This window comes from Collinsella sp. TF10-11AT (assembly GCF_003437565.1).
GTDB lineage: Bacteria > Actinomycetota > Coriobacteriia > Coriobacteriales > Coriobacteriaceae > Collinsella.
The window spans coordinates 1-12003 of record NZ_QSQW01000021.1; the positions used below are offsets into that span (position 1 = coordinate 1).

8 protein-coding genes are annotated in these 12003 nt (G+C 59.5%); all 8 read right to left on the reverse strand.

Going from position 1 to position 12003, the window contains the following annotated elements:
* Window positions 1-85: 85 nt before the first annotated feature.
* Window positions 86-2278, reverse strand: a complete 2193-nt coding sequence (locus tag DXC99_RS09995) for a hypothetical protein (RefSeq protein ID WP_158551700.1) — start codon at window positions 2276-2278, stop codon at window positions 86-88.
* A gap of 183 nt (window positions 2279-2461) precedes the next feature.
* The gene (locus DXC99_RS10000; protein WP_117630067.1) at window positions 2462-4351 is read right to left on the reverse strand and encodes a carbon starvation protein A; all 1890 of its coding nucleotides are present in this window, start codon (window positions 4349-4351) and stop codon (window positions 2462-2464) included.
* A gap of 679 nt (window positions 4352-5030) precedes the next feature.
* Window positions 5031-7415, reverse strand: coding sequence for a tRNA (adenosine(37)-N6)-threonylcarbamoyltransferase complex transferase subunit TsaD (gene tsaD, locus DXC99_RS10005; RefSeq protein WP_117630068.1), 2385 nt, complete (start codon window positions 7413-7415; stop codon window positions 5031-5033).
* Window positions 7402-7908 carry a tRNA (adenosine(37)-N6)-threonylcarbamoyltransferase complex ATPase subunit type 1 TsaE gene (gene tsaE / locus DXC99_RS10010; RefSeq protein ID WP_006235849.1) on the reverse strand — a complete coding sequence of 169 codons (507 nt, stop codon included), beginning with the start codon at window positions 7906-7908 and terminating at the stop codon, window positions 7402-7404. Before tsaE ends, tsaD begins: the two co-directional genes overlap by 14 nt.
* Window positions 7909-7920: 12 nt before the next feature.
* Window positions 7921-8541: a uracil-DNA glycosylase gene (locus tag DXC99_RS10015; protein ID WP_117630069.1), complete on the reverse strand. Its 621-nt coding sequence runs from the start codon at window positions 8539-8541 to the stop codon at window positions 7921-7923.
* Between the two features lie 8 nt (window positions 8542-8549).
* Window positions 8550-9695, reverse strand: coding sequence for an alanine racemase (alr, locus tag DXC99_RS10020; protein WP_117630070.1), 1146 nt, complete (start codon window positions 9693-9695; stop codon window positions 8550-8552).
* 2 nt (window positions 9696-9697) lie between these two features.
* A complete protein-coding gene (locus tag DXC99_RS10025) occupies window positions 9698-11314 on the reverse strand; it encodes an NAD(P)H-hydrate dehydratase (protein ID WP_117630071.1) in 1617 nt (538 codons plus the stop codon).
* Window positions 11315-11854: a holo-ACP synthase gene (gene acpS, locus DXC99_RS10030; protein ID WP_117630072.1), complete on the reverse strand. Its 540-nt coding sequence runs from the start codon at window positions 11852-11854 to the stop codon at window positions 11315-11317.
* Window positions 11855-12003 lie beyond the last annotated feature (149 nt).

Below are 12003 nucleotides of genomic sequence, written 5' to 3' on the forward strand. Positions count from 1 at the left end.
CCACTTAATGTGGCCTCCGTCGTGAGCAGGACTGTAGAGCAGGAAACCTAAGCCGGTGTCCCCGCTCTCCCGGGGCCGGCGGAATTTAGTTGTTCAGCATGCGGTCGAAGCTTCCCGAGTCGCCATCCCGATAGTCGGCGGTCATCAGAATCTCCTGCGGAATGCGCCCGCCCTCGCGCAGCACATTGCGGAACTGCACGCGCGTGACCATGGGCAGATCCTTGATCGTCGCCGCCAAGTTCTGCGGCACGCCCTGGTTGGCAGCCGCGGGCTCGCACTCGCCGCCGGCCTTCACGCGACGCTTATGCTCGGCGAGCATGGCGCGGTACATGCCGGCATGCAGGCGAATCTCAACCACATTGGCATTGCGAGCCTGCTCGACGATGCGCGCGCCCTCGCGGTCGATATCGCCCACGTAGTAGACGTAGTTAAAGCGATAGCCGATCTCAGCCAGATAATCGTCCAGGGCATGCGAGACGCTCGCCTTGCATCCGCCGCCAAAAATCACGCCGCCCACCTTGATGCCAAAGAGCTTAGCGTGCTTGCGGCCGCGCAGGAGCTTGACGATCTCGTCATAGGTGTCCAGGTTCTCGACCATAATGAACGGCTTATCGGCGCCCAGCGTAAAGAAACCCGTAAAGTGCACGGGGCGGTTGGGGGCGACCTTAATCGCCTGCATGCTGATGCCCTTTTCGGTCATACGCCGAATTAGACGCTCGCCGTGCTTGCCGTCAAAAGCCTTCTCGTCGTTAAAAATCTGGTAGGCACGCTGGCGGCGCGAGGCAACCGGCGTATCGGCACCTCGGTTTTGCTCGATCCAAGCCTGGATGATTGCGATTTCCTCGGCAATCTTGCGGTTGGACATCTCGTTGTGCTGAGTGCGCTGCGGAGCCTTTTTGCCGTCCTTGCTCTCGACCTTTACGATCTGTGTCTGCTGCTCCTTGATCTTAGAGAGCGCCGTAGGCGTAGGGACAACTTTGAGCAGCTGCCTGCCTAAAACGCGGGCAAGGGCAAACGCCGATACCTCGCCGTGGACGGCCGACTCGGGCTGCTGGGCAGCAGCATCTGCTGCGGCAGACTCCGGCTTCTTCTGAGACCTGCGCTTAGAATCGCCTTGGGAATTGCGCTCGCGCTTCGGCATAGACGCCTGCTTCTGCGGACGATCGGACTTGCTCTCCTTCGCCGGCTGGCGCTTAGGCTGCCCCGAAGAAACCTCGGCCTTCGCATCCTCGTCCTGCGGCGTGGTCTTCTCGGCTGCAGTCTCGGCATGGGAACTGCGACCCCCGCGATGGCGACGGCGGCGAGGCCTGCTCGACGCGCCCTGCTCCGTCTGCCCATCAGTAGGCTGCTCGCCCTTGGCCTCGGCAGCAACCTCAAGCTGCGGCTCAACAGGCTTCTGCTCGCGAGCCGCCGGCTCAACGGTTTTCTCGGTTTGTTCGGCCTTCTCGGCCTGAGCGGTCGGAGCCGGCTCGCCCTTCTCCTGACGCCTTACGGGATACGCGCGCCTCGCAAAACCACGTCCGGGACGACATGAGCCCGGGGCCTTCTTGGCAGACTCCTCAACATCGTCTGCGGCCTCGGAAGGCTCTTCAACCTCATGCGCGACATCCTGCTGCGCAGCCTTAAAGTGGGCACCACGGCGACGCTGGGGCTCCTGGGCCTCCACGGGCTTTTGCTCCTTCGCGGGCCTCTGCGACTCGGCAGCAACCTCGTTCTCAACAGCCTCGGCATCCGTCTCACCCTTTTGAGCAACGGCACGACGGAAGCGCTCCTGCTGGGCGCGGCGCTGCGCATCGCGCTTGCCACCCCCGCCAAAACCGCCGCGTCCCGCCTTGGCCGTAAAGGCACGCACGACGTTCTCATCGAGCAACTCATCGGTATCGACATGCTCACGCGGAGCAGCTTCTTCCACAGCAGGCACGTCAGCGGAATCCTCGACGACAAAATCTTCGACGGACTCGGCAGGCTGCTCCTGGGCATCGCGGATCTCGACATTGATGGTATAGAACGCCGGGCGCCCGTTAATGCCGCTGCCCTCGATCTTGGTCACGATATTTGCCGCGATAAGCTCATCGCGCATCGCCTTGGTGTCGCATTCCTTATCGACGGAGCGGAAAATCTGCGCCAGCGCGCTCGACTTAATCTTGAGCGCCTTGCGGCAGAGCAGGTCGTAGGCAACCAGCTTGGCGCGCTCGGCAGAAAGCGATGTCTGGCTGCTCAGACGCTCAGCCAGAGCATCGACATTGTTTTGATTATCGGAATATACCGTCTTGGCCACGGGGCCCCTTTCATATGCACACATATACGTCCATATGGTACAACGCACGAGCCTATCCACGCAAAACATCTGCGAGAACGCCCTTGCACCACCTGTTCTCACAAGAAAAAAGACCGGGTCCGCTTGATTGCGGACCCGGTCTTTCCGAGTCAAATAGATGGGAGATTCAACCCGTCCGACCGACTAGGCCTTGGCGGCCTCTGCGTCGGCAGGAGCTTCAGCGGCAGCGGCGCGACCGTACTCGGCCTTGCCCATCTCGGACCACTCGGGCTCCTCATCAGGCATGGAGCCGGCCTCCTTGCCGAAGAACTCCTTGAGGCAGTTGACGGCGACGATGAGGCCCAGGACCATCAGCAGGACGGCGAAAACGAGCTGCAGGCCCTTGGTGGCGGCGACGGAAACGGCGGCCGTGGTGGCGGTAGCCGGGATGGTGCCGAAGAAACCGTAGGCCTGGACGGCGGTCATGCAGCCCATGGCGCTCTGGACCAGCGAGGTGAAGGTGCAGCAGAGCAGGAAGGCGACGGGCACGTAGAGCATCCAGCCCTTGCGGCCGGTGCACTTGCAGAACACGGCGAGGGTGATCATGGTCATACCGCCGAGCAGCTGGTTGGAAGCACCAAAGAGCGGCCAGATGTTGGCATAGCCACCAAAGGCAAGGACGAGACCGGGAAGCAGGGTGACGACCGTGGCGAACCAGGGGTTGCCGAGAACCTTCATGTAGCCGGCCTTGGACTCGATGGCCAGGGCGTCGTTGGTCTGGGCAAAGAACTCGGAGAACGAGGTGCGGGCGATGCGGGCGACGGCGTCGAGCGAGGTCAGGGCCAGAGCGGAAACGTTCATGGTCATGAAGACGGTAGCGAGCGTACCGTCAACACCGAAGGCCTGCATACCGCGGGAGATGCCAGCGGCGAAGATCTGGAACGGGGTGGAAGCGACACCGGCGTTGAGGGCGCCCGTACCGGCGGTGTTCATGTCGGAGAACATGATGCCGGCGACGATGATGGCAAGGATGCCGACGAAGGACTCGACGATCATGGCGCCGTAACCGACCTTGACGGCGTCCTGCTCCTTCTCGACCTGCTTAGAAGAGGTACCGGAAGAAACGAGGCTGTGGAAACCGGAGAGAGCGCCGCAAGCGACAGAGACGAACAGGACCGGGAACATCATGCCGGAGGCACCAGAGAAGCCGGTGAAGACCGGAGCGGTCATCGTAGCCTGGCCGTTAACACCCAGGACAACGATGCCGAGGACAGCGCAGACGATCATGACGATCATCATGATGGAAGTGAGGTAGTCACGCGGGGTCTTGAGCATCTGGATGGGCATAGCGCCAGCGAAGACCAGGTAGACCATGACGACGGCGAACCACTGGAACTTATCCAGGTAGACCGGGAACTGCATACCGACGGCGAACATGAGAACCATGAGGACCACGCCGGTGACGAACTCGGCAGCGCCGGTGAGGTTGAACTTCTTCTGGGCCCAACCAAAGGCGATAGCGACGAAGGTGAACAGGATGGAGATGGTACCAGCGCAGCCGGCGGCATAGGACTTGGTGAAGTCGACGGCACCGGTAGCAGCGCCAGAAGCGTCAACGACCGGAGTGAACATGAACGTCTTGCAAACCATGTCGGTGAAAGCGGCGATGACGATGATGCAGAACAGCCAGCAGAACAGCAGGAACAGACGACGGCCAGTCTTGCCGATGTACTTCTCGATGAGCTGAGCGAGCGACTTGCCGTTGTTCTTCATCGAAGCATACAGGGCGCCAAAGTCGTGGACGGCGCCAAAGAAGATGCCGCCGACGAGGACCCAGAGCACGACGGGCAGCCAGCCAAAGGCCATGGCGACGATCGTACCCGTGACAGGGCCAGCACCGCAGATCGAGCTGAACTGATGCGAGAACGCGGTAAAGGCGGAGACGGGCGAGAAGCTCTTGCCGTCCTTCATGCGCTTGGCCGGCGTGAGGGCCTCTTTGTCAACGCCCCACTTGTTGGCCAGCCAGCGGCCGTAGCCCAGATAGCCGCAGGCGAGCACCGCCGCGGCCACAACCATGAGCAAAACTCCGTTCATTACATTTCCTCCTCTAAAAAGAACTTCCTAGACATAAAAAAAATGAGGGCCGTCGGTTGCGCTCGACGGCCCTCATCTTCATCAGCCGCCCGTTATCGTACGGGCTAGCTGTATGTGCTAACCCGCATCAGATAATTACTACGCTGATAATGTTTAGCTGATGCGTGAACATGTCTAAGAAATCCTCTTCAATCATGATGCGAACGATCCGTGCGTGTTCACATCCCCCAGTGGTTGAAAAGGAGTATGAAACTTTAGTTACCTAAAGTCAACGCAAATTTGTAATGGATTTTCAACTTTTTTGAATTTCTCGTTATAAAACGCCACTGACCTCGGACTTTACCCAACAAAAGTTTTTGCATGAGAGATGCCCCCTCGGGAGCCGCGGGAGCTCCCATCCCAAATGCGGAGCAAAGCTCCGCACACCATCTTTTTCTTTCAGCTAAAGCACGCCGGAAATTCGACGCAGCTGGCTAACCTTGCCGGACGTTGTCGACGCCAAACCAGCTCAGAAGCTATATCGATACAGAAAGGTCCCCGGACGGAGGGGCCGGATATAAGGTTTATCGCGAGTTCCGCACGCAAAGAAGGCCACTTAATGTGGCCTTCGTCTTGCGCAGGACTGTAGAGCAGGAAACCTTATATCCGGCCCCTCCGTCCGGGGACCGCGCCGTACCAGCTACAGCGTCATGTTTGGATCGGCGTCGACGTCGAACGGCGAGATTTCTCCTCGGTCGAATTTACGGCGGGCAACCTCTGCGATCATGGCTGCGTTATCGGTGCACGCCGAAAGCGGTGGCACCGTTACGCGGATCCCCTGACGCCCAAGCTTCTTGATCATCATCTCGCGCAGATGCGGATTAGCCGAGACGCCGCCGCCGATGCAGTATTCCTTGCATCCGGTGGCATGCAGCGCGTTCTTGGCCTTCTTGTACTGAACGTCAAAGACGGCTGCCTCAAACGAAGCCGCCAGATCGGGCAGGTGAATCGTGCGCCCGGCCTTGGTCTCCTGCTCGATGTAGAGCGTCACCGCCGTCTTGAGGCCCGAAAGCGAGAAGCGATAGTCCCCCCTGCTGTTAAGCGCGCGAGGAAAATCGATCGCGCGGGGATTGCCCGTCTCGGCCAGCTTGGAGATGATGGGGCCACCGGGATAGCCCAGACCCAACGCCTTGGCTACCTTGTCGAAGGCCTCGCCCACAGCATCGTCGAGTGTCTCACCAAGTACCTCGTAGTCGCCCCATGCCTTCACGTGCACGAGCATGGTGTGCCCGCCCGAGACAAGCGTAAAGATAAACGGGGGCTTGAGGTCGGGCTGCGCCAACAGGTTGGCAAACAGGTGGCCCTCCAGATGATTGACGCACACGAGCGGCTTGCCGGCAGCATACGCAAAGCCCTTGGCAAAGGCGACGCCCACCACCAGGGCGCCCACCAGGCCCGGACCCTGTGTCACGCCCACGGCGGCAAGCTCACTTGGTGTAATGGCTCCGCCCGTAAGGCCCAGCGACGCTGCGGCGTCCTCGAGTGCCGCATCCACGACACTCACAATCACCTCGACGTGCTTGCGCGAGGCGATCTCGGGCACCACGCCGCCAAAGCGTGCATGAAAATCAATCTGCGTCGACACCTGGTTGGCCAGCATATTGCCATCCGCATCGATAATCGCCACCGCCGTCTCGTCGCAGGAGCTCTCGATAGCGAGCACTAGGCGGCGACGCTCAATCTCGACACGTTCCTCGGCAGAGCGCCCAGGCGCAGGCAGCGGCCATACGCGCTGCTCTGCCGCCGTCGGCTCGGGCGAAGCATTGTCGACCGGAAGCACCAGGGGCAGCGGAGCCGTCATGACGATGGCATCCTTGCCGGCACCATAGTAGCCGCGGCGCCGTCCTGCCTCGGTAAAGCCCAGAGCGTTATAAAGCGCGATCGCTCCCTCGTTGCCGTCCTCGACCTCGAGCGAAGCCGTGGTGCAGCCGAGCATCTGGGCATCATAGCTCACATGCGACAGCAGCTTGCGGGCAATGCCCTCACGGCGATGTGCCGGGTCGACGGCGACATCCAGAATCTGCACATCACCGTCCACGACCATACCGCCGGCAAGGCCCAGCAGCTTGCCGTCGTCGTGTGCCACCCACCAACTACGCGGCGCAGCGACGTCCTCGCCCAGTTCGGACAGGAACATGCCCGGCGTCCATGCCTTGTGTCCGGCACCTTCAAAGCAGGCAGCCTCTAGCGCGCTCGCGCCCTCGGCATCCGCCGCGCCCATGGGACGGAACTGCAGATGACGACCGGCGAGCTCATCGGCAACGCCCGTAATTTCGCTGTGCGCACTCTCGGCAAGACCAAGACGCTTGCGCTCGTTTTCCTCGGCATCCGAAAGGCGCGTGTAAATCGGCAGGACGCGGGCCGGATCGCCGTCACCCGCAGCGTGCGCGAGCAGCAAGCCCTCGCCCGAAGGCCACCACAGGTCGCGCTCCACGCAGCGGGCGGCCTCGTCCTCACCCAGCAGCTTGCCATAGCGCACGAGACCGTCACCGGTCAGCTGAACCTGGCCCCAGTCCGCTGCTTGGCGCCACTCATCGAGCGCCACGGCGGCCTTGACCACGTGTTCGCGCTCAAATTGACGCTCGGGACCCTCATCGACCAGCATATACAGCGCCGGATATACCTCACCGCGCATAGCATCGGCCAAGATACCAAGCTTGCCGCGCACGCCAGCCTTCCACGCCGTCCAAGCGCAAGCGTCGAGCGTCGACACGCCCAGCAGCGGAACATTGGCACCACGCGCGAGGCCCTTGGCAGTGGAGATGCCGATGCGCACACCCGTAAAGGACCCCGGGCCGCGGCCGACCACATAGCAACCAACATCGCTGCGATCCAGACCGGCTTGAGCCAGCACACCATCAACGGTATTCACGAGCTCAACGTTGGCGTGACGGCGACACATGTGGTCGCCACTCACGAGCTTCGTCTCGCCCGTCTGCCCATCAATCCAGCTTGCCGCGCAGGCAAGCATGTCGGTCGAGGTATCGAGCGCCACCACCAGCGCGTTGTCGTTATGCAAGCTCATCTTGTACAGCCTTATCAATCAAATGGGAAAGCTCCATTGCGCGGTCACCGTGCGCCTCAAGCGTTATCGTTCGCACATCGCTGTCGCCCTCATCACGCTTGAGCGTCACCGAAAGATACTCATCCGTCAGCTCGTCCTGGAATTGTTCGCCCCATTCCAGCAGGCAAGCACCCTCATAGCCCAGCACATCGAAAATGCCCGTATCCTCGAGCTCGTAGGCATGCTCCAGGCGGTATAGATCAAAGTGAAACAGCGGAATACGACCTTGATCGTGAACGGCCATGAGCGCAAACGTAGGGCTCGTAACCATATGCCCATCGCCCAACCCGCGCGAGACGCCCTTGGTAAAGTGAGTTTTGCCCACTCCCAGGCCACCGGTCAGGATGAGCACATCGCCGTCCTCAAGGCACGGTGCAATTAGCTCGCCAAAGTACTCTGTATCGGCAGCGCAAGTCGTTTTGTAAGTGCCTACCCCCAGGCGCTCCAGGGACATACATGCTCCTTATTATTCCGAGGCGTCCTCTGGTGCGGGATGTCGCCCCAGATAGTCGCCCAGCATCTTAAAGTCTTCCTCCAGCAGCTCCTGCCACGCTGGATTGCGTAGCGCTGCTGCCGGATGGAAAGTGGGCATCACCACAAAGTGCCCCATCTGATGGAACCTGCCGCGCAGCTTGGTAATGCCGATCTCGGTCTTGAGCACAAAGTGCGTTGCGGGGTTGCCGAGCGTCACGATGATATCGGGCCAGATGCTTCGAATCTGCTCGCGCAAAAACGGTGAGCAAGCCAGCACTTCCTCGGGACGCGGATTGCGGTTTCCCGGCGGGCGGCACTTAAGCACGTTGGCAATGTAGACGTCTTCGCGTTTGAGCCCCGCCAGCGACAAAATGCCGTTGAGGTCCTCGCCTGCCGCCCCCACAAAGGGCTCGCCCTGCAAATCCTCATTGCGGCCCGGCGCCTCGCCAATAAACATCACGCGAGCGTGGGGGTTTCCCACGCCAAACACGATGTTATGGCGCGACTGGTAAAGCTGGCAAAGGTGACAATCGTCCAGAACGGCCTCGATCTCCTCGAGTGCGACCTCACGCGGCGCCTGATGGCTATGGCCGGGGATGTGCATGACGCCCATAGCGACTCCTACACGTAGACCTTGTCGAGACGCATACCAAAGCCGCAAGCGACCTCGTAGTTAATCGTGCCGCGTAGGCGCGCCATCTCGTCCATGGTAATCTCGGCATCTCCATCGCGGCCGACAATGATCATCTCGTCACCATACTCGGCCTCGGGAATCTCATGCGCCGGGTTGGACTGAATGGCGACCATAAACTGGTCCATGCAGATATTGCCCACCTGACGCACACGCTCGCCGCGATACAGCACGTCCATACGATTGGAAAGCGTACGCGAAAGGCCATCGGCATAACCGATCGGAAGGGTGCAGATCTGAACGCGCGTGCGCGGTACGCGGTAGGTAAAGCCGTAGCCCACGCCCTCGCCCATCGCAGGATGCGCCACGCGCGTCACACGCGCGTGGACGCTCATGACGGGATCAAGCTGCATCACGCGACCACTCAGCTCACATGGCTGCAGACCATACAAACCGATGCCGGCACGAATCATGTCAAAGTGCATTGAAGAATCGAGCATCGAGGATGGCGTATTGGCACAATGCACGATACCGCATTCAAAACCTGCGTCCTTAATGGCCTGAACGGCCTCGGTAAAACGCTGGCACTGCAGCTTGTAGTCCCAACCCGAAGGTTCATCGGCCGTGGCAAAGTGTGTAAATACGCCGTCGCACTGAATACCGCGATGGAAGCTGATGCCGCGGACAAAGTCGAGCACCTGTGTGTAGTGAACGCCGATACGATTCATGCCCGTCTCGATGGCAAGATGGTACTTGCCCACCTTGCCCGCCGCGACGGCACATTCGCCATACGCAAGAGCAAAGTCAGACGTATAGACCGAGGGCATGATATCAAACTCGAGCAACGTCGGAATGGCCTCGATAGGCGGCTCGCTTAGGATGAGGATGGGTTTCGTAATCCCGCCCTGTCGGAGCTCAACGCCCTCGTTAACCGTCGCCACGGCAAACATGTCGGCACCGGCCGAATACATGATCTTGGCGCACTCAACAGCTCCATGACCATAAGCATCGGCCTTGACCACGCAGCACAGGCGCTGACGTGGATTCAACAAGTTCTTATAGGCCCTCGTGTTGCGACGGAGCGCCCCGCGGTCGATCTCGACCCAGGACCAGCGCGTCAAATCGGCTTTATTCATGATTAGTCATCCGACCCTTCGTCCATGATTCCCAGATCTTCGAGCGCATCCTTTGCTGCCAGCTCCATGGCAGGACCAATCAAGTCGATAAGATCGGTCGCGATAACGCTCTTCTCACCATACTCCGTCGCCGCGGCAAAACCGGCGTAGCTGTGAAGTGCGACGGCGTACGAATACAGCAACTCCCAACGATCCATCTCGTCGCGCATGGTGGCAAGCGTGCCGGCCAAAATACCCGCGAGAACATCACCCGAACCGGCAGTTGCCAGAGAAGCCGGACCCGAAAGTGGCAGCAGCACACGCTCAACGCCACAGATAGCCGTCGTCGGCCCCTTGGCAATGACCACCAGATTGTCGGAGCCTGCAGCCCAGACAACCTTCTGCGCGGCTGCAATCGCGGTACCAAGGTCGTTCACCTCGTCACCGGCAACCAGACGCGAAAGCTCACGATAGTGCGGCGTCATAACCAACGGCTGCTCGCGACGATACATCTCGGGGTTACTATCAATACCGTCAATGGCAATCTTAGCAAGGCAGTTGAGTGCATCGGCATCCAAAATAAGCGGTACATCAAGCTCGAGCAAGCCCGAAACCACCTGCATAGCGCCGGCAGACGTCGTCATACCGGGACCGCACAGTACGCAGCTGTACTTCTTTGCAATCTCGCACACCGTCATGCGCGCAGCGGCGCCAAAGGAGCCGCGGGAATCAGACGGAATAGCAAAGACGGGAATCGAAGGAAGTGCCATGCGAATAAGATTGGCGCAGGCGTCAGGAGCCGCGACTGCCACGTAACCAGCACCCGCGCGAGCTGCAGACTTGGCCGCCATAATGGCAGCACCAGGATATTGCGCAGATCCGGCGACAATAAGCACAGAGCCACGGGAATACTTATCGATATTCGTAGGTAGTGGAGCAAAGTAATCAACTAAGTCACCGGGCTCGACAATCTCGGCGGCGTGGTCGACATCATCGATGATCTCGTCAAGACGGTCGTAAAGATTGCCGCAGATCAAATCGCCAGCATACTCAGGGCCATCGGCGCTATACAAACCAATCTTGGGCGCAATCATCGTCACCGTATGCTCGGCACGAATGCAGTCGTCATCAACAACGCCCGTCTCGGCATTCAGGCCCGAGGGGACATCAATGGATACGACACAGTCGGCGCATTCATTGACCGTAGGAATCCAGATGGAGAACGGCGCACGCAGATTCCCGTGAAAACCGGTACCAAAAATGGCATCGACAACAACATCGGCCTTATCGATCAAAACCTCGAGTTCATCACGCGAGGGGCCGACGCAAACGTGCACATCGCGGCCGGCAGTACGACGAGCAACATGACGTGCCAGAGCAGCAGGAATCTCATCCGGTTCAACCGGAGAAACGATATCCACGTCCACACCCTTATGGCTCAGGATATCGGCGGCAACCCAACCGTCGCCGCCATTATTACCAAAACCGACCAGAACGAGAACCCGATCGGGATTGAGCTTCAAGACCTCGTTGGCGGCAAACTCGCCCGCTAGCTCCATAAGCTCGGCCTTCGAAGTCCCTTCGCGTTCGATGATATCCTCGAGACGAACGACTTCTTCGGTACTCAAAACCGGTTTCATCTATGCTCCTAGCGTATCTTGCGAAGCATCGCCCAGGTGCTCCGTCAATGCTGAATTCTGCAGCTGCTCAAGCTCATCTAAAACAGAGCGAGCCTCTTTAAATGTCTGCGCAACGCGTTTCTTAGTGCTCACCTTTTCATCTTTTGGCTTAGGCCGAGCATCTTCGGTAATCGCGATGGCATTCGCAACGGCTAAGTCTCCTGTAAGGGTAATGGAAAGAGCGACCTCAACAACACCCAGCTCATGAGCGATCTCGAGTGCACGGCCCGAAAGCAGCGCCTTCGGTTTGCCGAGTTTATCACGCGTTACCGAAACATCCTTGCGACCCACGCCTTGACTAAAACCCGTGCCGAGAGCTTTAAGCACCGCCTCGCGCGAAGCAAAGCGGCTCGCATAGTGAGCAGCGGGACGCGATGATGCATCGCAATACGCACGCTCTTCTTCGGTAAACACACGCCGAGCAAACGACGGCGTCTTTTCAAGAATTGATTTCATACGGGAAATCTCGACGATATCAACGCCGATACCAGCTTCAGCCATGTTCACCTCCATATCGCACAAACTAAATTATTGTAGCCCGTTCACAGAAGATGCGACAAACGAGGGTTATAAAACACAGCTACTATGTGAGACAAAAGCCCGTAAACGCAAAAAAGGGGGAGGCCGCGAGGCCTCCCCCTCCTTCAATC

Bases quoted from the DNA above. Each gene is read 5' to 3' on its own strand.
- DXC99_RS10000 (WP_117630067.1), bottom strand. From the start codon at position 4,351: ATGAACGGAGTTTTGCTCATGGTTGTGGCCGCGGCGGTGCTCGCCTGC.
- tsaD (WP_117630068.1), bottom strand. From the start codon at position 7,415: ATGAGCTTGCATAACGACAACGCGCTGGTGGTGGCGCTCGATACCTCG.
- tsaE (WP_006235849.1), bottom strand. From the start codon at position 7,908: ATGTCCCTGGAGCGCCTGGGGGTAGGCACTTACAAAACGACTTGCGCT.
- DXC99_RS10015 (WP_117630069.1), bottom strand. From the start codon at position 8,541: ATGGGCGTCATGCACATCCCCGGCCATAGCCATCAGGCGCCGCGTGAG.
- alr (WP_117630070.1), bottom strand. From the start codon at position 9,695: ATGAATAAAGCCGATTTGACGCGCTGGTCCTGGGTCGAGATCGACCGC.
- DXC99_RS10025 (WP_117630071.1), bottom strand. From the start codon at position 11,314: ATGAAACCGGTTTTGAGTACCGAAGAAGTCGTTCGTCTCGAGGATATC.
- acpS (WP_117630072.1), bottom strand. From the start codon at position 11,854: ATGGCTGAAGCTGGTATCGGCGTTGATATCGTCGAGATTTCCCGTATG.